Source organism: Paenibacillus hexagrammi, assembly GCF_021513275.1.
GTDB lineage: Bacteria > Bacillota > Bacilli > Paenibacillales > NBRC-103111 > Paenibacillus_E > Paenibacillus_E hexagrammi.
Genome location: NZ_CP090978.1, coordinates 1,257,023 through 1,280,943, shown reverse-complemented (window position 1 = coordinate 1,280,943; position 23,921 = coordinate 1,257,023). Strand labels below are relative to the sequence as shown.

The window sequence follows — 23,921 nt, the reverse complement described above, 5'->3', positions numbered from 1 at the left end:
TACCCATTTTATTGTTCAAGCTTTGCTGCAGCAGCTTGGGAACCGCCGACCAGCATGACTTCCATCTGTCGTGCATCCACAGGAGGGCTGAACCAATAGCCCTGAACTTCGTTGCAGCGGTTCTGATGAAGGAAGCGAAGCTGGTCTTCCGTCTCTACGCCTTCCGCGATGACCTTGAGATTCAAGTGATGCGTCATGGCAATAATTGTTGCAACAATGGCCGCATCATTAGGATCGGTCATAATATCACGGACAAAGGACCGGTCAATTTTTAGCTTATCAATTGGGAATTTCTTCAAAAAATACAACGAGCTGTAGCCCGTTCCAAAGTCATCAATGCTTACATTAACTCCCAGATCCTTGAGTTCAAGCAGCGATTGAATGGCGTGATCGACATCCATGGTCATGCTCTCGGTAATTTCCAGCTCCAAATATTGAGGCGCAAGCCCAGTCTGCTCCAAGACATAGCTGATTTTCCCTTTCAGGTTGTGCTGAAAAAATTGGCGCATCGATAAGTTGACAGAGATCGGCATTGCCGGAAATCCTTGCTCCTGCCAAGCTTTGTTCTGCTTGCAAGCGGCGCGCAGCACCCACTCACCAATCGGCACAATCAGCCCGGTCTCTTCGGCAAATGGAATGAATTGATTGGGCGGAACTAAACCTCTTTCCGGGTGATTCCAACGAATGAGCGCTTCGGTCCCGACGATTCGACCGGATTCAATATCTACCTGAGGCTGATAGTACAAAGTAAATTCATCATTCGTAAGCGCTTTCCGAAGCTCATTTTCCAGCTTGATACGATTAATCGAAATTGACTTCATATCCGAGTTGAAAATTTGGAAATCATTACGGCCCTTCTCTTTCGCTCTAGCAAGGGCGATGTCTGCATGCTTCATGAGCGTCTCTGCATCCTCCGTCTTGTCGGAAGATATAGCAACGCCAATACTTGCCGTAACATGCAGCTCATACTGCTCCAAGACGAAGGGCTCCTCCAGAACCCGGTTAATTCCCGCGACCAAAGCAATTACATCGTTGCTATCCGCCACATTGGTGAAGTAGAGAGCAAATTCGTCCCCCTCCGTTCTTGCAAGGAAATCGTTTTCTGTAATGCAGCGGGTAAACCTTTCTGCGAGCTGCAAGAGCAGCATATTCCCGTAATCGTGTCCAAAGCTGTCATTCACTAGTTTAAATCTATCGATATCCAAATAGAATACGGCAACCTTTTGTCCTACGGACCTGCTCATCGCTAACGTAGCGCTAAGATGATCTTTAAAAAGTCTTCGATTCGGTAGACCTGTCATATCATCGTAATAGGCCATGTATCGAATCTTCTCGTCCCCTCGTTTGCGTTCTGAGATGTCCTGACAAATCAGCATATAACTGTGAGGGCTATCGTTATCTTCTGCCGGCAATGCCGTTACATGTAAATTAATTCGGTATCCCGTCTTATGAAACACCGCAGTTTCAAAGGAGACCGGATTCCCTCTGTGCACTTCCTTCAAGGATGATGAAATCAATTCGTATTGATCCTCCGCAGCCAGTGAGACAAACGGTTTATGAATTAATTCATCAGAGTTGTAACCCAGCACTCTCTCCGATTCCAAATTCACACGAATAAAACATCCCTCTCGGTTCAGTATTCCCACAACATTCGGATTATGCTTAAATAAGGTCTGCAGATGAGGATCCTCTGCTTCTTCAAACTCCCGCTCTCTCAGCAGATTGCCCCTGCTCATTACCACAAGCAGCATAAGGGAGGCTAATATACAAATCCATCCTGCATAGGGCTTTATGTATAGGCTTGCCATTATGACGAGAACGCTGTACCCGCCTATATAAAACCACTTTCTCACTAGTTGCCCTCCTTTATTCTGCTCAATCCATCGTGACTGGAAGCGATACACTAATGACGGTACCCTCTCCTACTTTACTTTCTACCATCATATGACCTCTATGATCCTCAATGATTTTATAGCTTATCATAAAGCCCAAGCCGGTGCCTTTTTCCTTCGTCGTATAAAAGGGCTCTCCCAATCGGGCTAGTACTTCTTGCGGTATTCCGCAGCCGTGGTCCTTCACGGTAATCTTGAGCCATTCCCCGCGGTCTGAGCTAACCTTAATATCAATATGCCCACCTTCCGGCATAGCCTCCATGGCATTCTTGATCAGATTGATAAACGTCTGCTTCAACTGATTCTCTTCGCACCAGATATTCGGAAGATCGGGCTCGATCGACATGACAAATTGTACATCGCTTAAGTTAGCCTGGCTCTCCAGTAAAGTTACTACATTGTGCAAAATCGCTTCCACGCTTTTAGGCTGAAAATTTTGCATTTGAGGCTTGGCTAGAACCAGCATCTCTGTAATAATCAGCTCGATTCGACTCAGCTCCGAAAGCATGATTTGAAAATATTCTTCTTTGTTTGGAGCACCTGCCTGTAAAAATTGAATGAATCCCTTTAGCGATGTCAGCGGATTGCGGATCTCATGAGCTACGCCTGCAGCAATTTGCCCCACAACAGACAGCTTTTCCGATTTGCGAAGCAGCTCCTCCGTCTTTAATCGTTCCGTAATGTCCTTGAAGGTAATGACGACTCCGATCATTCTTCCATGATCATACATCGGAGATGTCATATATTCGACAGGAAATAGGTCTCCATTCTTTGTATAAAAGACTTCACTCGCGTTATGGTAGTAAACGCCTTCATGCATGCTTAGCAACGACGGGGATTGCCCCTTCTCTGCAGCTTCCTTATCACCTTGCGTTCTTGTTAATATCTCATAGGCATTCTTGCCGGTCATATCCTCGTAGGAGTATCCTGTAATACGTTCAGCTGCTTCATTCCAAAATATCGTTCCATGATGCTGATCGATACCGAAGATTCCATCGGACACCGCATCCAGAATCAACTGGTTTTTCACATTTAATTTTTCAATGGTCGCATCACTGATTTTTCGCTTGGTGATGTCTTTGGCCAGAAGGTAAATCCCATTCACGTATTTATGTATAATCATTGGAACAAAGCTGACTTCCAGTACGATCGGTCTGCCGTTCTTATGCATGAAAGTAAGCTCCGCGCTCCCGATCTTCCCTTGCTTTGCCCTTCCAAACAAGCTCCAAGCTGTCTTCCAATCTTCAACCGCGATAAACGGTAAGGCAGAATGCCCGATCAGCTCTTCCTTCGAATAGCCGGTTGTTCGGACTGCCGCTGGGTTTACTTGCACGAGCGTGCCATTTTCGTCCAGTGTACAGATCATGTCCGGATTATGCTTAAGTAAAGATTGATACCGCAGACCGCTTTCCTCTAGATGCTGTTCGTGAAGCTTACGATCCGTAATATCTTGGATGTGGAACACGAAGTACAGCGGAGTCCCTGAATCATGACGCACCAGCGAAAATCCTGCCATGCCCCAGACGATTGTGCTGTCTTTACGCACATAGCGCCCCTCAAGCTGAAAGGATTCCCTGGCTCCATCCAGAGCCTGACCAAGTAATTGATCTCTCACATCGATATCATCGGGGTACGTAAGATCCCGCAACAATTGTCCGCGAAGCTCATCACCCAAATAACCTGTGAGCGTACATAAAGCCTCGTTCACTTTTAGAAATTTGCCTTGCAAACTAACGATCGCCATCCCGATTGCCGCTTTCTCAAAAGCATGACGAAGTAACTGATCATGGGCAAGTCGTTCCAACTCTTCTTGAACAAGCTCTCTGATCTCCGAGGAATGTCCGGTGAATTTAGCCATACTCCCCATCCTTTCGAGTTACGGAAGAATGATCGTTTCTATGATAATTAACTTTTTCTACATAATAGAAGCTTTTTCCTGCTAAAGTATGAAAAAAAGAGTCGGATTTTCCCGACTCTTCCCTTATTTCCATGCGGCAACTGCCAACAGGATCCAACCGATGAGAAAGCTCACACCGCCAAGCGGCGTAATGGCTCCCAATATTTTGATACCTGACAAGCTTAACGCATATAAACTTCCCGAGAACAACACAATTCCGATAAACAAGGCCCAGCCTGAGGAGTTCACCAGCGAGCTGTTCCCAAACTTATCCGACAATATGGCGATCAAGATGAGTCCAAGTGCGTGAATCATATGGTACTGGACACCGGTGTGGAATACGCTGAGCATATCAGCTGAAAGCTTTTGCTTCAAGTAATGTGCTCCAAATGCTCCGAGTGCAACCGATAAGAATGCATTCAAGCTGCCCAGCGCTAAAAATGTTTTCATCATTGCAGGAAATCTCCTTCATTCATCAAATTATTCCTACCTATCATAGCTGATTTTGGGCTGGGAATCCAATTTGATGTCTCAAGAGCACATGCAGCATCTATTACCCAATTAGACCGATATCATGCTGTCCGACGATGAGCTTCACAGGCTCAACATACACTCTCGTAACAGTAGGCTGCTTAAGAAGATCAATCTCAATATCGACGATTTTGGCGCGGGTCGTTTTTCCTTCACGTTTGTCGTAGACCACATTAAATTCCTGCAAACCGAGCTGATACGTTACAACGGATGCGCCTACAGAAAGCGCAGGTGAATCAAATTCTCCATGCTCAAACAGCACTTCAGACAAAATTTCTTCATTCATATCTACAATCGTTACAGATTGGCAAAATTGGTAGCGCATATAAGTTGCCTCCTTAAGATAAAAAACTTACTGTTTCTTTTCTCTAAAATAACGTCAAAATCCTTCATAAACAGTGCTAAACCTACATCTTTCTACATGAAATCAAGCAGGTAAATCATGACAGGAATCGTCACCATACTGAATAAAGTCGAAGAAAATACCACCTGGGAGGAAAACTCCGGTTCATTATCGTACTCGATCGCAAGCAGCACACTGCTTAGCGATGTAGGAACCGCACAGGATAGCAGTAAAGCTTTGGCCGTAAGTCCGTATAGACCGAGCATCCAAATAACCAGAAAGCCAAGAGCAGGGCCCGCTGCCAGCCTCATGATGTTGGACGTCAGCACATCGAATAGCTTAAACTCCCACTTCATCGCTCCAAGCTGAACGCCAAGTGTGAGCAGTGCTGTGGCCATAAAAGCACCGGAGATGTACTGAAGAGGAAGATACACCGAGTGTGGCACCTGCAGGTGAAAATATCGCAGTACAATAGCTGCAGGTATGGCATAGATCACCGGCAGCGACAGCATCATTTTCAGAATCGCTTTCAGGTTCGATTTATGAGCGTTAATGCTGTAGACGCCAAACGTGTTCGGTATCAAAGTCTGCAAAATCATAATGACGATTTGCACCGATAAGGTATACGCATTACCGCCAAATACGGTCTGATTCAGTGGAATCGCATAATTAGCGCTGTTGTAGAACAAAACGCTGTTGCGCATAGCGCTGCGCATCCCGCCCTTAATTCCTTTGATCCGTATAACAACCTCAACCATCGCATAAAGCAAGCTAAAGAATAGGAGAAAGAAAAGCAAAATTTGCATCAACACTTGCAGGTCAATCTCTGATTCATACAGCTTGGTAAATACCAGTGCAGGTGAAAATACATAGAAGTTCAGCTTGGAAAGAGTCTTAATATCTAGCCGAAAAGCTTTGTACATCACCACTCCGATGCTAATCATAATACCAATTGGGACGATATTGTTTATGAGAATATACCAAAAATAGCCCATGATTACGTATCTCTTCCTTCTGTCTGACTTATTAACCAGGGATAGACGACTTCGTCGTCCTTACTTTCTTATCAACTGAAAAACCCCAAGCCTACGCTTGAGGTTGCCCATTGATGTAGTAGCTTTCCTGGGTATAGGTTGTAAAGGCCACCTCTATTTCCTCATATCCGAACGTTCTCACGCTCTCTGTTACCGCTTGCGCGAACTGGTTCCGTACCTCTGTGCCGCGCTCAAACCATGCTACCTCAATGAAGGGATACGAATCAGTTACTTTGCCTTCGAAGATAGATATAAAGTTCACACATTCATAGGTAAAGTTATCTTCACCGCATTGGCAAATGTCTGCAAGCTTGCGGGTAAGGGGTTCACTCATTTCACAAATTTGCTCCACGGTCAATCCGCGGATCGTGATTCTTGGCACTGTCTTTCCTCCTCTACCGGTAAGCTCTCTCTCATGTAATCCAGGAACGCTTCTGCCATGGAAGGGTCAAACTGAAAGCCGCTTTCCTCTGCTATGTTCTGCAAGGCTTGCTCCTTACTCATCGCTTTGCGATATACCTGATCATGAGTCATGATATCATAGCTGTCTACAATCGCAAATAGTCTAGAGAGCATTGGTATTTGATCTTCCTTCAGACCGTATGGGTAGCCGAGACCGTCCCATCTTTCGTGTAAGGATAAGATGGCTTCCGCCAGTGCCGGTTCCCCCAAAGATAGGGCCATCCGATAGCCGATCTCACTGTGAGAGCGCATGACGTCCCATTCCTCTTCGGTTAGCGAGCCTTCCTTTTCTAGAATATGGGATGGAATGACTACCTTACCTACGTCATGCAGGTTAATGAGCAGCTTCAGATTCATCATCTGAGCAGATTGTGCTTCAACCCCTACTCTACCGGCAAATCCGACTGCCAGCTTCTCGACTCGATCAATATGTTTGGCATCTTCGATATCTCGGGCATACATCGCTTCATTAATATTGGACATCAAGCTTCTTCGTACCATTTTGCTCTCGATCAGCTTATTCTTATACATTTCCTTCTCCGCAGCTTGGAACATCGATAGGAACTCGCCATCCTCATGCCCGGACGTTACACAGCCTATCGCCATACTCACTTGAATCGGATAGGGTTTCTTTACCTGGCAGGCTTGCTTAAGCTCTCCAATCTTGCTAAGACAGGCCTCCTCCTCCGTTCTCGGTAGGAGCACGATAAACTCATCTCCGCCCCACCTTGCAGCGACTGCCTCATCTCCAAAGGTCTCTCTAATTAATTGGGCGGCATCTGTCAGCAAGCGGTCGCCAAGCTGATGACCGAACACGTCGTTAGCTAGCTTCAACCCGTTCATATCCAGAAGCACTAGACTGACGGGAAACTGATCATTCTGAAAGAATTCAGCAAGATTCGTCTCTACGTATGCTCGATTCCGAAGTCCTGTCAAGCTATCGAAATAGCTGAGATATTCCACCTTTTCCTGCGATTTCAACTGTACGGTCATATCCGTCATGACCACCATAACAGCTTGCGTTTCCCTCTCACCCTCTGCTTGCTGAATCCACTTATATTCAAGCTGAATGTGCCGATCTCTGAGGATGACCAAATTAGGGAGCTCAGCTAGTAAGGATTCCTTGCGATGCCCCTCAGCCTCTTTGAACATCATGGCTAATAAAGCCTTGACTGCTTGGCTCTCTTCACCGCTGGCCTCCCACAGCAGCTCCGCGAAATGCATGCCGCTCGGCTTCTGATTACAGATGCGGTAACAAGCCTGGCTGTACTGTTTATGCACAATTCCACTTTCTCCGAAGGTCAGAAAGCCCTGGCTGGCGTTATTTAGCAAAGCCTTCATTTCATCTTCACATCGTTTGAGCGCCACACCCTGCCTATCGCTGATCGTTAAGATTTTCTTGGTAACGCGCAAAAGTTTTTCATAGCCGGACAGCAGCCTTCGGTACTCGGACATGAGCCGCTGGTCCTGATGCTCATACTGATCAGCCAGTTTTTTGGCGTCTTGTAGCATGTTTAGTTCGCTCTCAAAGCCCTGCTGCTGATCATTTCGATAGCTTATCACGGTTACCCGGCCCCTTTTTGTCTTCTATTTGAACCTTTGCTGCAGTAGCGGGCGAAACGCCAAAAGCGTCATATCGTCACGCTGGTCTTCTTTCCCTTGATATTCCGAAAGCTTAGCAATAAACAATTCGCGCTGCTTGTCGAGCGGCAGAGCAGCATGAGCTTCAATAAATTGCTTGAATCTGCTTTTACCAAAAGAAAATCCCTTTTCTCCGCCGCTTTGGTCGACGATCCCGTCCGTTAGCATGTAGATCGTCATCCCTTCATTCCTGGAGATAATCGTGCTCGTATATGGATAGTCATCCGCTGTTCTGCGGTAACCAAGGCTGGCTCTATTACCCTTGTAAACCGTTAATCCCGTTTCTTGATCCATGACAAACAGCGAGCTGCCGCCGCCGGCGAAGATCAACTGTTCATGTCCCACATAGCATAAAGCGATATCCAATCCGTCGTCTGCAAGCTCCGACTGATCCTGCTGATTCAGCGTTGCTTTGATCGATTGATTCAAATTATACAAGATACCGGCTGGGTCTCCTTCCTCACACCGTTCTGCGATTTGATTCAAGTGCGAGATGCTGAGCATGGTCATGAATGCTCCCGGAACTCCATGTCCTGTACAATCGCCCACCGCAACATAATATCCATGCTTTGTTTCTTTAAGCCAATAGAAATCCCCGCCAACACCGTCTCTTGGAGCCCATAGCACAAAATGCTGCGGCATTAAACGATCCATGTCCGACCTGTCAGGAAGCGCCGATTCCTGAATTCGCTTTGCATAATCGATGCTATCCAGAAGCTCTTTGCTTCGCTCAGCAACTTCCTTAGTCCGCTCGCTGACCTGCAGCTCCAGCTCTTCATTCAGCTCTAGCGCCCGTTTGAAGGGATTCGCTAGTTTGCGAGAAACATAGAAAAAAAGAAAACGGTAGAAAACAAGGCGATCAAGATGGCAATAGCCGTATTAATCTTAATACTGTTCAGGAAATACACCGTATCCGAACGCGGGATTTGAAATAAGAGCCTCATATTCATGGTTTGAATCGGATAACTGATCATATCAACAAGCTCACCGTTAAGGTTGTACGATTCCAAAACCTGGACATCCCGATGAAATCCATCCATAACCTTGTCATACGTTTCTCGGGACACGATATCCGACAGCCTACTGCCGGTAAGCTCGAATCGGTCCGACAAATGAATGGTGCCTGACGCGTCCACCATCCACATTCGGCTGTCAGCTGAATATTTATAAGACTCGAAATCGTCCGACAAATCTTTCAAGCTTAGTCCTACTCCAGCTACGCCAATAGGGCTGCTAGCATCACCGATCAGAACGTTGACGAAAACAAAGGATTGCTTGCGGGCATCATTGTAATCGACGATGACGTCCGCTTTCTTACCGGAGATTAATGTTTGGTAGAACCAATCGTCATCCGGGTTATCTTTAGACATGATCTCCAGTACTGTACCGTTCTCCGACCAGTATTGACCGCTTACCGAGCTAACAATAAAGGAATTGCTGTAATCCAGCTTCTGGCCGTTCATTTTGAGCTTTTCCAAAACGATCCGCGAGAGCTCCTCGTTTTGTTCCCCGCTGCGCACCCATTCAACAACACTTGGATCATCAGCTAGCAATAACGAAGTCTCCTTAGCCCGTTCAATACGCCCTTCGACCTTCGAAGCAACAGACTGCGCAATGTAACCAAGTTCTTTGTTCTTAAGCTTCTTAATTACTTCTCTTTCGGTAAAATAATAGGACAAGAAGCCGATTAACAGCATAGAAAATACAATAAGCACACAAGCTAATGCAATGACTTTAATCACATTCCGGTCATAGAAAGGCGTGCTGCGGATGGATGACAATTGTTCAGCCGAATTGCCGGATTCACGCTTCATCCCCTACGTTGTTTCCTTACAAATCAAATGAAATGGTAAATTCAGATCTTCTTTGAATTCCTGCGCGCACTCGAACTCACTTTCGTTCTCCATATCGTAATACCAGAATAGTTGGACATTCTTGCCAGCGGCATGAGCCTCATCCAGCTTCTCCAGCAGTGTCATAAAGCACTTCGTGCTGCTCGTATTAATGTAGGGAAGCATCAACTCAAACTTAACCGTTACTTCCTGCTGCAGCTGCTCCAGATACATGTCCAGCCAAGCGAGAATCGGCTCGTAAAATTTGAATGCATTCTCTGGAAACGATTGCCCTTTTACAGATAAAGTATTAAGAACTGGATCGAAATGGATTTCCGGCGTACTCCTTGAACCTTCTATATGTATGGCTTGCATATCCGTCATCATCAAACAACCGCCTTTAGTGTAAAGAATGACAATTGATCATCAATAGGTGTTATAGAATACTCCAACGGGCAGCTGGCTTTACGAGCCATCTCGATCAAACCGATTCCTGCGCTGGATTGGCCCTCCGGAAGCTCTTGCCTCAGCTTCTCCTTGTAAAGCTTCCTTAGCCCCTCTTTATCCAAATCAATGATAGCTTGAATATTCGCAACCAACTCGTCCATATCGCCATTCTCGATCAAATTACCGCAGCACACATAATTCCCTGACTCCCATTTGCCGATCGTAACAATAGAGGATTGCTCGATTCGTTCGGCGGAGCTGCTGGTTGCTTTTGCTGTGCAGTAATTCTTAATATTTTGCGTTTGCTCAATAAATATAGAGAATATATGGAAAATTTCTGTTTTGGGACGATTATCCAGCTCCATGTACCGTTTGACGGCTTCGCCATACTCTTCAATAAGTCCTTGGGAGAGCCGGCCGGAGAAACTGATGAGAATGCCTTTACTTTGAAGCATATTATGAACATGAAACAAATCACTGTGAATCAAAGGAACACCTTCCTCAACAATTTTATACAAAATGTGACTTTATTTTATAGTTTACCAAAGAGTATAGTTCCAAAAAAGGCAAACATCAAAAAAGTTTGCAAACCAGGTCTGCAAACTTTCGATTCGTCATGATTTTTTTAAAGGGAACACTACTCGAATTCACTCACGCTTTTTAAAAATTGCTTTAACAGCCTGTTGAACTGAACGATTTCTTCCGGCGTCATTTGACTGGAAGCTAGCAATGTTTGTGGAATACATAAGGCTTTATCGTATAAGTCCATTCCTGTATCCGTTATGGTAATATCAACCACCCGCTCATCTTCCCGTGACCGTTGCCTGACAATCAGCTGCTGCGCTTCCATACGCTTCAGCATGGGGGTAAGGGTCCCAGAATCGAGATCCAGCTTCTCGCTCAGGTCCTTGACGGTACTTTCCTTCTGGTCCCATAAGACCAGCATGACCAAATACTGCGGGTATGTTAGGCCCAGTTCATCGAGCATAGGGCGGTATAATCTCGTAATTGCCCTCGAGCTGGCATATAGGCTGAAACATAGTTGGTTCTCCAGCTTTAAGAACTCACTGCTGCTCATGGTGAGACTTCCTCTCTATTCCTGCAATTTGCAAACAATCGATTTGTTTACAATGTATAAAAATTCAATGTTCCTGTCAATCAGGCTATAGATATATAGAAAGAACCCGCTAGGGGTTTGAAAATCCCTAGCGAGTTCTTGGTAAGTGGTTATTACCCTTTGACTGAACCAGCTGCGATACCTTCTACAATTCGATTGCTCAGCAGGAAGAAGGCGATGAGAATTGGCAGAATGCTGATCATCAAAGTCGCACCGATCGCGCCCCAATCCGTTGTATACTGGCCGATAAAGTTTTGAACTCCTACCGTCAGCGTCTTGAACTTATCGGAGCTGATGAAGGTATTGACGAAGATAAACTCATTCCAGTTATAAATCATATTAATAATGGCTGTAGTTGTGATCACGGAGGCAGTCATGGGAAGTGTAATTTGAAAGAATATGCGGTTGATGGAACAGCCATCCATCACGGCAGCTTCTTCTACCTCGCGAGGTAGCGTGTAATAGAAACCGAGAAGAATCATAATGGTAATCGGCATATTAAACGCGATATACGAAAGCAATAAGGATAACGGATGATTAATCAGATGTGCTTTATTAAACATACTAAACAGCGGAATCAGGGTGGAATGGATTGGAATCATCATCCCGATCATGAACAAGCCAAGGACAAGTGATTTCAGCTTCCATTTCATCCTTGTGATGGCGAAGGTAACCAAGCTGGCCAGTACCACCGTTAAAGCAACTGACAGCACCGTAATCCAAACGCTGTTGAAGAAGTACAAGCTGATATTGCCTTCCGTCCATACTTTCGCATAGTTTTCCCAACGGGGATGCGGAGGAAGCGCGAACGGCGCGAGATTAAAAATTTCTTGATTGTTCTTCAGCGAGAACAACAGAAGCCAGATTAGCGGGAGCACTTCGAAGAGCCGCTACCCCGATCAGGATCAGATATAGTAGGCCGTAGCCAATCTGAACCGAGATCCGAGAGACTCCCGCCTTTGGCTGCGTGCCCGCAGCAGTAGCTGTTTTCATGGAAAGTCTCTCCTTCTTAGGAATATTGGATCTCTTCTTTGGATGCTGTCGCTTTGCGGATCAGCCAAGTCGCCACAAGACAGATAATGAGCAGGAAGAAGCTGATTGCGCTGGCATATCCGAAGTCATAGCCTTTGAACGCTTTTTGATACATGTAGGAGGCCATAACCTCACTTGAGCGGTTAGGTCCGCCACCTGTCATGACGTAGATCAGATCAAAATATTTAAGTGATCCGACGACGGCAAGTACGATGGTTACTTTCACTACCTCAGTTACGAGCGGCAGCTTAATGCGAAGCGCGATTTGCCAAGGATTGGCACCGTCAATTCGCGCAGCTTCAATCAAGGAAGACGGAATATTTTTTAAAGCTGCATAGTAAATGAGAATGTAAAACCCTGCGTACTGCCACAAAATAGGGATGAAAATTGCGTACAGTACAATGGACGGATCGGACAACCATTCCGGTGTATGTTCCACCCCGAGCGCCTCGAGGGTGGAGTTGAGTACACCATTAGTAGGATGGAAAATCTTGAGCCACAACTGAGCGATGGCTACCGAGGAAAGCAGCATCGGAATCAGGTAAATTTTACGAAACAGGTTCGCTCCCTTGATCTGACCCGACAATACAAGTGCTACCAGCAAGTAGATAGCCAAGCTCAAAGTGGAGAAGAGAGCGAGCAGGAAGGAATGGCCCGCACTCTGCCAAAAGAAGCTATCCTTAAAGAGCTGCACGTAGTTTTCCATACCGATAAACGTCATAGCTCCAACGCCGTCCCACTGCATCATCCCGTAATAGCCGGTCAGCACGATCGGGATATAAATCAGCGCCATAATCATGATGAGCGAAGGCAGCACGTAAAGCGCTATGATTTTTCGGTTGGACATGACTTTATCCATATCTGTTCGACTCCTTCGTGCTTTTCTTTATTTGCCAGCCTCTTTGGCTAACGCTTCTTCGTGTTTCTTAGCAAATTCTTCAGGTGTGACTGCTTTGCCGTACAGAGCTTGAATCATGTTCAAGTGTGTCTCAGCTGCTGCAGGCTTCATTTGAACGTCAGCGAACAGTGTGATGTTGCTTGCTTGGCTCAATTCATTCAGCAAGTCGATGTACATTTGCGGAAGCTGGATCTTGGAAGTGTCCACCTTCGTAGCTGGAATAACGCCCGCTTCTGTTACGGAGTGCTCGCCCCACTTCGTTACAAAGAACTTCACGAAATCTTTTGCAGCATCTTTAACCTTGGAGTTCTCGGATACGAACATACCTACGCCCGGTCCGCCTACCCAACTGTTGATATCGCCTTTACCGCCTTCAACCGTAGGGAATTTGAAGAAGCCGATCTTGTCTTTAAATTCTTGAGGAACATCTTTGTTTGTTGTGTAGTTCGGAAGCTCCCATGTACCCATCATGTACATCGCTGCTTTTTCATTCATAAACTCAGCTTTACCTTCATCATTGGACAATCCGTTAAAGCCTTTATTAAAGGCATTCATGCCTACAAGATCCTGAATATCCTTTGCCGCTTCGATCAAGCTTGGATCTTCGAATGTGCCTGTGCGGTCGATTGCTTTCTTCAGTGTTTCTTTGCCGCCGATACGGTCAGCCAGGTACATATACCACAGGGAACCGGTCCAGCGGTCTTTGTTTCCAAGTGCGATTAGGGCAACGCCTGCGGCGCTAAGCGTTTTCACAACATTTTTAAATTCCTCATAAGTCTTAGGAACCTGCAAGTTGTTTTTCGCAAAAATTTCTTTATTGTAGTAAACCGGCGTGATATTCAGCTCTACTGGAAGCGCATACGTTTTGCCGCTAAATGCAAAAGCCTCTGTAGTTCCTTTTACGAATTTATCCTTTAATTCCGGACTTCCCAAAACGTCATCCAAGGATGCGAACAAGTTACCCTTCACATATGGATCCATGTAGCCTGCTGCCCAAGTCATCCCGATATCCGGAAGATCGTTGGATGTGGAGAGGATTTTCATTTTATTCTTATACTGCTCGTTCTCCAACACTTCTTGTTCAACTTTGACATTCGGATGATCCTTTTGATATTCGTTGATGATATCGTTTACAATTTTATTCTGTGTTGCAGAGCTACCTGCCGGCCACAAGTGCATGAATTTAATCGTTACCGGTTTTGCTGCGTCTGTTTTCGCTGTTGCAGTTGCTTGCGGTGCACTGCTTGCTGCTGCATTATTTTCTTTAGGGCTGGAGCAGCCTGCCAAGATACTGCCCATGGAAACTGTAAGCATTACTGAAAGTGTAAGCGCTTTTTTCATACTGAGTGAATCCCCCTTGATTAATTTGTGTTTCTGTTATTTATTCTATCAGCTGCCTAGGGGCCGGATAAGGTAACAACGTTTAGGGAAAGTTCCACTATTTTTAGATTTCGCTGCCCGTATCCAAATTTTCTTTCCGGTATTGCGCAGGACTTTTGCCTTCGTATTCTTTGAACAGAGTTATAAAATATTTGGCTGTCTGGTAGCCCACGGCCTCGGCGATTTCCGCGATGGGCAGCTTGGAATTCAGCAGCAGCTCCTTCGCTTTTTGCAAGCGGCTGCGGGTGACATATTCGCTGAAAGTTAGCTCCATTTGTTCCTTGAACAACGTGCTTAGATAGCTGGGATTCAAATGGATATGCTCCGCCACTTCACGGAGTCCGAAGGCTTCTCCGATATGCTCTTCCACGTAGCGAATCGCTTCACTCACCGGTGCTGCTACATTCGGATGGTCTGTCTTGGCGTCAAGCAGCTTGGTATCCACCAGCTTCTCCATGGTACCGACTCTTTCTCGCTCGCCCTCGATCTGCAGAGCCTTTTCAACGGCATCAATCAGCTTCTTCTTATTCAGCGGCTTCAGCAAATAGTTGACTACGCCAAGCTGGATCGCCGTTTGGGCATAATCAAAATCCGGATGTCCAGAAATAATAATGACAACCGGCTTGTGCCCGGTATCGTTTAGCTTTTCCACCAAATGCAATCCATTCATTTCAGGCATACGGATATCCGTAATGAGCAAATGAACGGTTGACTCCCTTAGTATGTCCAAAGCCTCAGCTCCGCTATCCGCAGCCAAAATTTGGTATCTTCCGGCAGACCAAGTCTCCAAAGTCTTTGTTAAACCTTTACGGGTTAACGGCTCATCATCTACGACCATAATCGATTTTCGGGTTGGGCTCATTCCTTACCTCCGTGATTCATCGGTATTACAAAACTGACTTTCGTGCCTTTACCTTGACAGCTTTCAATACGCAAGCTTTCTTCCTCAGGTGACGTACCGGCAAAATAGAGCCGGATTCGGTGGGCTACATTGGATAATCCCATGCCGTTGCCTTTCCTCGAAGGGACCTTGCCGGACTTCATGGATGCACGGAGAGAATCCAGCGTTTCCTGGTCCATCCCAGGTCCGTCATCTTGAATGATTATCTCTACATGCTCGCTGTCACGGCATTTGGTCACAGATAGGGACACAGTTCCCTGGCCCGTTCGACCTTCCAATCCATGCTGGATCGCATTCTCAACTAAAGGCTGGATCAGCAGTTTCGGTATCGAAACCATTTTCCATTCCTCCAAGCACTCCAAGCTCCAGGTCAGACGTTCTCCGAACCTCATCTGCATAATGAGCAAATATCGCTCAATGTGCTCAAGCTCGTCCCCAATGGTCACCCACTCGTCTTTGCTTGGGTTTCCAATTATATATCGGAATAGATCCGACATCGCTACCACATATTCCGCTAATTCTTCCTCGTCTCGCTCTTGCAGCGACCAATATAAGGCTTCCAGTGTGTTGTACAAAAAGTGCGGATTGATTTGAGCCTGAAGCGCTTTCAGCTCCGTGCGGCTCTGCATAACTTCCTTCTCATAAACGAGTTCTATCAAATGATTGATGTTGCCGACCATTTGATTATACGTATAGTTCAAATCGTTGATTTCGATCGTGTAGGATGTAATCGGATTCGGTGTGAGTACCCCTTGCCTTGTATTGCGCATAGCTTTGATCAGCTTCAGAATCGGCCTTGTAATCATGGTTGACAGCAGGAAGGACATAAGCAGGAATAAAAGAAAGCCTACCGCTCCAGAAGCAATAATAGCCGTACGAAGAACTGAAATCCCTTCCGTAATGCTGTCCACAGGGTTCAGGATCATCAGCGTCCAGCCTGTTACAGTGGTTGGCTGTTTGACAACGATATATTTCTCCTCGTCGATCATGGCCGTCTGTTCATCGGAATTCATCAGGGTATGAATGTCATCCGTCTCCTGATTATCAGAAACAATCGGTCTATAGTTCTGATCTACCAAAAGCATGGCTTCATGATTTTGCTCATCCGTCAGAATTTTGCTGAACTCAAAATAATTGCGGTTAATTCGAATCAGTAAATAGCCGCCATTGGAAAACCAGCGGTCGATCAAGCTGATGCGCCTGATTGCCAGAACGGAGTCAGAATCCTTCGGGTCTATACCGATCCAGACGAGCTTCCCTTTCTCCTGATTGGCTTGCGCGATCCAATTCGTGTCCACCTTGTTAACCAGCAACTGACCGTCCAAAGGAAACAATCGGATATAGTCGCTGTTGTATACCTCTACGGCTGTAACCCCGCTTGAATAGCCTTGAATTTCGTTAGCAATTTGCGCCAAGCTCTGTTTTTGATAAATATCCGCTTGTATGCCGTTGAGCTCGGAGAGCAGAAGCTGCTGCACGATCGGATCATTAATCGCTTGGGTTGTCAGCGTATCGACCTGATTGATAAGCGCTTCCAATCTGCCGCTTGCTTGTATCGCGGTCTGTTTAATCTGCTTCTCCGCTTTATTTTTCAGCAAGGTAGATACGGAATTAAAGGTGATGATGCCGACCAAACACAGTACAATCATCATCATAAGCAGGAATCCAACCAAAATTTGGTTGCGGAGCGTATTCCATTTGTTAAGTCGCGGCCACAAGTCTATCAACCTTTCCTAAACGTCTAAGATTCGTCCTGATTATAGCATAAAAGCAGCCATCCTCCGCTAGCTTGCTGAATTTGGCTGCTCTCTATGCTTTCTAGGTAAACAGTTCCATCTGCTTCACGTCGCTGAGTCTCTCCAGCGAAATCGGCGCATGGTCCCGGAAATACGCTTGGTTAATCTCCTTCTCCTTCGTCATCACCTGCTTGCTGCTGCCCGATGCCTGACGCAGCCTGCAGCTAAATACTACAGGGAAATAGTCTTTGAGAAATTTGCCTTCTGCATGGGCAGTCAATGCGATCATTTGAAAGCCTAACTGCTCGGCGATAAAGAAGACCGGACTCAGTACATGGTCACTGGATGCTTTGCCAAAAGGATTGTCGAGAATGACGGTACGATGCCTTTTCATGTGGGCCTGAATGTGCTGTCTCTTCTCCGCTACATAATTGAGCAGTCCGAGGAACAACGTCATATTCTTACTCCACTTCTCCCCGCCGGACCAGTTATTGGACTGCTCCCAGGAGAAGGACGCCTTCGTAACATTGTTCTCATTCGTCACCTTGCGGCAAGTGACCTTCATGGGACGCTCCCTGCATGACAATCTGGAGAAGCTGCTTCGTATCCAGCCATTTTTCGATATCCTTGCGTACCGTAGTTTTGAACTCTAGCCCGCTGTCATCACGGTAACGCTCTTTGTCAAGCTCACCTAGAATCCACTCCACATACTGGCGAATTCGATCCTTCGCCTCCATTTCATCCCAATCCGGCACCTGAAAGGTGAAAATCGACTTCCACTCCTCTTCCACTTTCACCCTTGTTTTGTTCGGAATCTCCCTGAGTTCGGAAGCGATCAGCTTCAGATGACTGTGTACGTACACGATGAATTGCTCCAGCTGCTGATTGTGCGTCCTCATGGATTCTTCCGCGATATGGTTGACACGCTCGATGCGCGTCTTCATCGTCTGCCAGAATGACTCCACTTCCGCGTATGATTCCCTCTGTTCGATCCCCTGCTCGGTTGTTTCTCTTGTCTTGACGTCTTTAATCTGCTTGCGGCAAAAATCAATGAAACGCGACTTCGCTCTTTTGAGCGTTTTCTCTTCTTCCTGCATGGCATCTGTGCATGCCAGGAGACGAGTCATGGCGCCTTTGGCGATATTCATTCGGTCATACTGGAATTCAGTCAATGCCTCTTGAGTGAGTTCGATCGACTTCGTCTGGCGATTCTCAAAGCCATGCATGATTTTATATGGAGTCAGGAAGTCAATGACTTGCTCCACTTTGTTCAGCTGCTGAAGGAGCTGCGCATGCAGTTTCGATAAGGCCTGTCTCTTATCTTGAAGTTGCTGCTCTTCCTGCTCGATCTGGGCGCGAATGCTACGCAGTGATTCTATGAACAGCATCGGCTGCGCCGCATGATCTTTGGCATATTGCTCGGTTAGATGATGGATCTTCGCCTGCCAGATATCAGCCTCTTTCTCCACTTTTCGGCTTGCTTCCCGCGCACGTCCCAAACGCTGCTCCTGGTCGCGCTGCTCTTGGAGCAGCTGATCCATCCGTTCTTCACTATATGTGACAGCCAGGCTGGACTGCTCATTCAGCTCAAGGTCCGCATGCTCTTGAAGCAGCTTGCTCATTTCTTTCTCCAGAGCGGCTTTCGTCTTGCTCGCATGCTGCGCTTTTTCTTCCAGCTGCTGACGGCCCTGTGAGATACGGTTCAGCTTCAGATGAAGATCCTGCCGCTCCGTTCGCAGCCATTCCAGACTATGCTCAGCCGCTATAGGCTCAGCTGCCGCTACGGCGTTATACAATTCCTGCCTTTGAAGACTCGCCAGCTCCACATTGATCACATCCAGCTGCTGCCGCAAGTCATCCTTCAGCATCTCGGCGTACGCTTTGGCGCGTTGGTGGCTGTTCATCTTGCTTTGCAGGGCATCCACATGCTCCTGAAGCTGATCGTTCTGAGCCTTAAACGCCTGAATTTCCTTGCTAAGCTCCAGATAGGCATGCCCTTTCTCGATCCATTGCTGAAGAACAGACATTTCTTCCTTCTGCTCTTGCATGCTCCTCTGGTGCTGTTGAATATCTCGGTCCGCTTGTCGGAGCTTCTTGGTAAGCACCTCTGAAGCAGCTTCCAGCTTCCGAACGGCTTCACGTGTATTCGCTACTTGCATCTCTAGTTCTTGGGCTGCTTCTAATGGATACTGCTCCATAAAACGGTAGAATGCCCCCTGCATCTCTATCGCCTTGCCAAGTTCATGCTCCTTGCTTTTGCGCTCCTCCTGAATGATGCCGCCCTGCTCTTGAATGGCCAGCTTCCAAGAAGCAAATAAAGCCGGATCGGCATTACCGGCCCAATGCCCAGGCTCGATCCATACCGCAGTGTCTTCGAGCTTGGTCACATCTTGATTAGCCAGAATCGCGGCCTCCTGCGCAGTTAAAACCCGAATGGGGAACTGCAAATGTGCTGATTCCTTGCGGAGTCTCTCGGTCAGTTCGTCTACTTCCCGGTCTGTTGTGATCAAGGTCACAGACCAAAGCGGATGAGCATGAGCTGTCTCAGACACTTGACCGACGCTCTGCAAATAACGGGTTCCCGTCTCCAGCAGCGAAAAGCGGTTCCTCCATCTTTCAAGCAAGCGTGATACAACTACATCGGCAAAAAATACATCCTGTCCGGCATAATCATCCACAAAGCGGAAGGCGATCCGCTCCTTCAGCAGGATGGCTTCTTTATCTTTGGCAAGCTTGGCTGTATCGTCTCGCAGCAGTTCTTCAATCGTACTTTGTTTCTCGTAAACGGAGGTTAACCGGCTCCATGCCATCCGGTATTGCGCAAGCTCGGCAAGCAGGCGTTCATGGTGCTGTTTGCAGGTATCCAGCTTCACTTCCCAGTGTAAACGCCCCGACAGCTCCTGCTTCATGCTCCGCTCATTCTCTTCGAGCTCGTGAGCGTCCTTCTCCTTAACCGCCAGCAGTTCTTTGCTGAGCTGCGTCAGCCGCACATTGTCTTCATCCAGCTTCTGGTATCGCTGAATCCATTCCGGCAGCTTCGACTCGATGCTGTCCACAGCAGGATTCGCAAGCACTTGCTTGCGGAGCTGAGCCTGATCTCGGTCCCTGGCTTCTACCATGGATCGGTTCGCGGCAAGTCGGGCCTTGAGCTCCGCCAGCTCCTGTGAAAGCTCACTCATCATACGGTCTTCCAGCTCGATTCGGCTCTGCTGCGCCTTCTGCTCCGTAAGCAGCTTCTGCTGCTCGGCTTGACGATCTGCTTCCAGCTTGGCAAACAAGCTGCGAATTTGCCCGCTGTTGCGGAGCCATGCCGCCTCAAGCTCAGACTCCTCCAAGCTGCTGCCCAGCAGCTTCAGCTCCTGCTGCACATACTTGTAGGTCTCTTCCGCTTCCTTCCACTGCTGCTTGTATGCCGCTAAACGCATCGAATAGTAGTTCTGCTTGGTTGTGCGCAGCTGCTTCTCCATGCGTTCAGCATCTTCTTCCGCAAGCCGAAGCTTCTCTTGGATCACCGTAAGCTCTTGCTTCTGCTCTGCAATGTGCAGCGAGTCACGCTTTTGCATCCATCTTGCAGTTAGCTGCTCAGACTCCGCCAGCTGCTCCCGCAAATGAAGCAGCCTGGCTTCTTCCACTGCCTTTTGCTCCACAGCCAGCATAAAATAGGCTTTCGCCTCGGATTGTGCGGAGGCATAGTCACGCTGTTTCTCGTCAAGCTTGGAGCAGGCCTGTACATAGCTCCCAAGCTCCTGCAGAATGAGCTGATTCTCCTCAATCTTCTCCTTCAGCTCTTTGTACTGTTTAAAGCCTTCCCGATGCGCTTCAAAAGCGTCGGTGAACTCACCGTGCTCGTAACCGGACATCGCATCCTCAACGGTAGGAATCAGCAAACGGTCGAATAGCTGCCCCGTCGTCTTGCATTCATCAAAAAAAGCTTTCGACTCCGCCTTCAGAGCCGTTAATCTTGGCAATCCGTTCCCACTCCGCCGCGATAATATGGAAATCCTTTTCCAAGATCGCCTTGTATTCCTTGATCGCGGCCGGCATCCTTGCATTCATTTTTTTATGCGTCATCGCTTGATAATAATCGTGTATTTCTCCCTTATCTGCAGGACGCAGCCGGCCTGATTGCTCCTTCACGAAAGGAATCTGTTCAATGCCATCCGGATCCAAGGCAGGATAATCGTAGACATACCGGTACGAATCAATTCCGGTCGCGGTCAAATATAAGCTGACACAGGTGACCGCATATCTTCGGGGACGCTCATGCAGAATCCATTCCACTGCAATGTGGGCAGGGCCATTCTCCAGGCTTAGCGTATCCTTCATCTTGCGCCCGGCCAAGTCCGTGTGGGGAAGCACCGCCTGCATTGCGGTTTGGATGAATACCGTCTTCCCACCGCCGTTCTCCAGCAGAATCGCTCCGTTGTGCCCGTCGAAATGGAAGAGCTCGTCGTTGTATCTCTTATTGCCGTCTTCGTAGACGACGTTCGTAAATCGAATTTTAGAAATCGCCGGCACGTTCGCTCTCCTCCTTGTCACCCGGATCAAATTGATACAAAAACTCCAGAATGCCGCGATTATACTCCAGCTCCATGAAATACCGCTGCACGATAATTTTCGTCTTCTCCGTCAAGGCGATTTCATGATTACCGATGTCTTGGGCAAGCCCCTCCGCCACCAGAAATCGGCGTACCGAATCCATAAAGCTGATTCGGCTGATTGTGTTGCCGCTCTGCCGGGACGCGGTTTCCTTGATATCGTCCATGGCCTCCCATTTTTCAACCAGAGCCATCCAGTTGTAGGAGAATTCCTTTTCCATGTCTCGAAGCTCGTTCTCGGGAAGGCGTTTCAGCGATGCGATTCGTTCATTCACCAGCAGTGTCCATTCATCCAATTGGATAAAGCTCCTCGTAGGCTCCATCGTCTGGTAGCTGTCATAAAAAGCGCCGATCCATACAATGATACTGACATACATCAAATATAAATCGGCATTTACGGCATTCGCGCGCATGTACGTGCGCTTCAGCGTTTCGTTGCTTACATGAAACGGCGACAGCTTCGTCTCCGGAATCATATACATCTGATCGCCGACCGTAATTGTCACGCAGTCTACCTCGCGGGCAAACTGGTCGACAAGTCCTCTCACCGCATCATCCGCCAAATATTCCTGCAGCATCTCCTTGCCGACAGCTCCGTCACGGGCGAGCAGCGTATAGATGCGAAATGCTTTCATGATCGTCTGATTCTCAACTGCCATTCTCTTCTCCTCCCCAAGCCGCCAGCATGTTCTGGATCGTAAACCGTTCATTCACGCGCAGCCTGTCCGGCAGCTCCGTAATGATCAGAGTACGACTCTCCAGGAGACTATACATCTCATCCAGCCACGCGCTTCTTCCTTCTTCCGCTTCTCCCAAACGTCCACTTCGATGAAGCGGACTCCGCTGATGCAAATAAATCCAAAAATCATAGAAAAACCGGCGATCCAATATGTACCCGTGCTTACTTTCCCGAAGCTTCTGCACCAGATCGCTTAAGGACACGCGGCCCTCCGCCTCCATCAGGATGAGCAGCTGCTCCATCAGCAGCTTAAATGCCTTTTGCTGCTGCGCTTGATACAGCTGACCCTCCTGATCATCCCCAAGCTCCAGAAAGCGGTCGTCTCGTGCTTCTTTATCCCCGTCTTCCTGAATGTTTTGCTCGGCAAAAACAGTAAGCAGCGACCAACGCTTCGTCTCTTGAATTGGCAGGAACGGCGACAAGACCCCTTTCATGCTTTCAAGCGGCAGCGGGGTGCTAAAGATGAGTGAGCCAATATCCTGTTCAAAATTAAAGGAGTCCAGTCCGGTGTAATACAGCGATTCCTTGGCCGCATGTAAGGCCTGTGTTTTCAGCACCATACTTTGCTGGAATAGAATCGAGTGTTCGCCGTGCACTTTCTCCAGCTCGTTGGAAATTTGCAAAATCAGCTCGTAGGGCCTCTGGTCCTGCTGCCACACCGACTCCGCATGAACGCGGTCCTTTGTTTCCTTCACAAATTGACGAAGCTCCTCGAACTCTTCGTTCTCCATGTGCAGTCTGAGATAGATATCGTCCAGCAGCGACTTGTAACGGCTGAATGTCTCCTCCGAAACAATATTGCGTTTGAGCTCATGCTCCAGCTTCACCATCCGCTCTTGCAGCGACTCTACATCGATGCGCATCTCATTGATTTGGCGGAGCGCTCCTTCAAATTCACCTTTTTCCAGCTGCTTGCGCAGTACCAGTTGATGGATGGAAAGCTGGAATTCCATATAAAATTCCTTGGTTGCGAAGATCAGCTCAAGCCCATCTTCATCCAATGTGTAATATTGTGTATTTGTTTTCAGATCGAAAGAATTTGCTTTCAAAATGGAGATGTAGATGTGCTCCGTCTGTCCGGTTTCCCAATTAAAAAAAGAAAAATCCCGCTTCTTTCCCGTGGCGGGGCGGAAGGTTTGAACCAATTGCCTGGCCAGCTCCTCGAACTCGCTATCGTCGATATCGATAAAAATGCCCGTAACCTTCATTAAAAATTGAGCAAGGTCCTTCACGCCGGCCTTCTGATTGCGCATCAGCTTCTGTTCAAAGAAAAAGAGCAGCGTCAGCAGCCCCAGCTCCATGAAATCTATGGCTTTTCCCGAACGGTCCGTCTGTCGCTTACGCTGCAGCTCGTACAAAGGGTCGAACAATGCCAGCTTGGACATCCGCTCCCTGAAGCCGGCTACCAATTGACCGATATTTAGTAGTTCCATGATGCACT

21 protein-coding genes and 1 pseudogene are annotated in these 23,921 nt (G+C 47.4%); all 22 read right to left on the bottom strand.

Annotated features, from left to right (window positions below):
• Positions 1 to 8: 8 nt before the first annotated feature.
• On the bottom strand, positions 9 to 1,853 hold the full coding sequence (locus L0M14_RS05735) for a putative bifunctional diguanylate cyclase/phosphodiesterase (protein WP_235121249.1): 1,845 nt from the start codon (positions 1,851 to 1,853) through the stop codon (positions 9 to 11).
• Positions 1,854 to 1,875: 22 nt separating this feature from the next.
• Positions 1,876 to 3,750, bottom strand: coding sequence for a PAS domain S-box protein (locus L0M14_RS05730; protein ID WP_235121248.1), 1,875 nt, complete (start codon positions 3,748 to 3,750; stop codon positions 1,876 to 1,878).
• Positions 3,751 to 3,873: 123 nt separating this feature from the next.
• Entirely contained in the window at positions 3,874 to 4,239 is a 366-nt protein-coding gene (locus tag L0M14_RS05725; RefSeq protein ID WP_235122823.1) for a DUF423 domain-containing protein, read from the bottom strand.
• A gap of 103 nt (positions 4,240 to 4,342) precedes the next feature.
• A complete protein-coding gene (locus L0M14_RS05720) occupies positions 4,343 to 4,645 on the bottom strand; it encodes a hypothetical protein (RefSeq protein WP_235121247.1) in 303 nt (100 codons plus the stop codon).
• A gap of 92 nt (positions 4,646 to 4,737) precedes the next feature.
• Positions 4,738 to 5,658, bottom strand: a complete 921-nt coding sequence (locus L0M14_RS05715) for an AEC family transporter (protein WP_235121246.1) — start codon at positions 5,656 to 5,658, stop codon at positions 4,738 to 4,740.
• 91 nt (positions 5,659 to 5,749) lie between these two features.
• Positions 5,750 to 6,079: a DUF1904 family protein gene (locus tag L0M14_RS05710; RefSeq protein WP_235121245.1), complete on the bottom strand. Its 330-nt coding sequence runs from the start codon at positions 6,077 to 6,079 to the stop codon at positions 5,750 to 5,752.
• Positions 6,052 to 7,722 (bottom strand): bifunctional diguanylate cyclase/phosphohydrolase, encoded by a 1,671-nt coding sequence (locus L0M14_RS05705; protein ID WP_235121244.1) that lies wholly within the window; start codon positions 7,720 to 7,722, stop codon positions 6,052 to 6,054. Before L0M14_RS05705 ends, L0M14_RS05710 begins: the two co-directional genes overlap by 28 nt.
• A 24-nt stretch (positions 7,723 to 7,746) precedes the next feature.
• Complete coding sequence (locus tag L0M14_RS05700) at positions 7,747 to 8,454, bottom strand: SpoIIE family protein phosphatase (RefSeq protein ID WP_235121243.1); 708 nt, start codon at positions 8,452 to 8,454, stop codon at positions 7,747 to 7,749.
• Positions 8,455 to 8,609: 155 nt separating this feature from the next.
• A complete protein-coding gene (locus L0M14_RS05695) occupies positions 8,610 to 9,614 on the bottom strand; it encodes a cache domain-containing protein (RefSeq protein ID WP_235121242.1) in 1,005 nt (334 codons plus the stop codon).
• Positions 9,615 to 9,617: 3 nt separating this feature from the next.
• Positions 9,618 to 10,019: a DUF1987 domain-containing protein gene (locus L0M14_RS05690; RefSeq protein ID WP_235121241.1), complete on the bottom strand. Its 402-nt coding sequence runs from the start codon at positions 10,017 to 10,019 to the stop codon at positions 9,618 to 9,620.
• Positions 10,019 to 10,567, bottom strand: a complete 549-nt coding sequence (locus tag L0M14_RS05685) for a SiaB family protein kinase (protein ID WP_235121240.1) — start codon at positions 10,565 to 10,567, stop codon at positions 10,019 to 10,021. The genes L0M14_RS05690 and L0M14_RS05685 overlap by 1 nt, the downstream gene beginning before the upstream one ends.
• 149 nt (positions 10,568 to 10,716) lie before the next feature.
• Complete coding sequence (locus tag L0M14_RS05680; RefSeq protein ID WP_235121239.1) at positions 10,717 to 11,157, bottom strand: MarR family winged helix-turn-helix transcriptional regulator; 441 nt, start codon at positions 11,155 to 11,157, stop codon at positions 10,717 to 10,719.
• Positions 11,158 to 11,309: 152 nt separating this feature from the next.
• Positions 11,310 to 12,189 (bottom strand): annotated as a pseudogene (locus L0M14_RS05675) (carbohydrate ABC transporter permease).
• A 16-nt stretch (positions 12,190 to 12,205) separates the two neighbouring features.
• Positions 12,206 to 13,087, bottom strand: a complete 882-nt coding sequence (locus L0M14_RS05670) for a carbohydrate ABC transporter permease (protein WP_235121238.1) — start codon at positions 13,085 to 13,087, stop codon at positions 12,206 to 12,208.
• Between the two features lie 27 nt (positions 13,088 to 13,114).
• Positions 13,115 to 14,467 (bottom strand): extracellular solute-binding protein, encoded by a 1,353-nt coding sequence (locus tag L0M14_RS05665; protein ID WP_235121237.1) that lies wholly within the window; start codon positions 14,465 to 14,467, stop codon positions 13,115 to 13,117.
• 103 nt (positions 14,468 to 14,570) lie between these two features.
• On the bottom strand, positions 14,571 to 15,368 hold the full coding sequence (locus L0M14_RS05660; protein WP_235121236.1) for a response regulator transcription factor: 798 nt from the start codon (positions 15,366 to 15,368) through the stop codon (positions 14,571 to 14,573).
• Positions 15,365 to 17,125, bottom strand: a complete 1,761-nt coding sequence (locus L0M14_RS05655) for a sensor histidine kinase (RefSeq protein WP_235121235.1) — start codon at positions 17,123 to 17,125, stop codon at positions 15,365 to 15,367. Before L0M14_RS05655 ends, L0M14_RS05660 begins: the two co-directional genes overlap by 4 nt.
• A 100-nt stretch (positions 17,126 to 17,225) precedes the next feature.
• Positions 17,226 to 17,708 (bottom strand): hypothetical protein, encoded by a 483-nt coding sequence (locus L0M14_RS05650; RefSeq protein WP_235121234.1) that lies wholly within the window; start codon positions 17,706 to 17,708, stop codon positions 17,226 to 17,228.
• Positions 17,677 to 21,111 carry a coiled-coil domain-containing protein gene (locus tag L0M14_RS05645; protein ID WP_235121233.1) on the bottom strand — a complete coding sequence of 1,145 codons (3,435 nt, stop codon included), beginning with the start codon at positions 21,109 to 21,111 and terminating at the stop codon, positions 17,677 to 17,679. Before L0M14_RS05645 ends, L0M14_RS05650 begins: the two co-directional genes overlap by 32 nt.
• The gene (locus tag L0M14_RS05640; RefSeq protein WP_235121232.1) at positions 21,065 to 21,661 is read right to left on the bottom strand and encodes a hypothetical protein; all 597 of its coding nucleotides are present in this window, start codon (positions 21,659 to 21,661) and stop codon (positions 21,065 to 21,067) included. Before L0M14_RS05640 ends, L0M14_RS05645 begins: the two co-directional genes overlap by 47 nt.
• Positions 21,645 to 22,400, bottom strand: coding sequence for a DUF6063 family protein (locus L0M14_RS05635; RefSeq protein ID WP_235121231.1), 756 nt, complete (start codon positions 22,398 to 22,400; stop codon positions 21,645 to 21,647). Before L0M14_RS05635 ends, L0M14_RS05640 begins: the two co-directional genes overlap by 17 nt.
• Positions 22,390 to 23,913, bottom strand: a complete 1,524-nt coding sequence (locus L0M14_RS05630) for a replicative DNA helicase (protein WP_235121230.1) — start codon at positions 23,911 to 23,913, stop codon at positions 22,390 to 22,392. Before L0M14_RS05630 ends, L0M14_RS05635 begins: the two co-directional genes overlap by 11 nt.
• Positions 23,914 to 23,921: the final 8 nt, after the last annotated feature.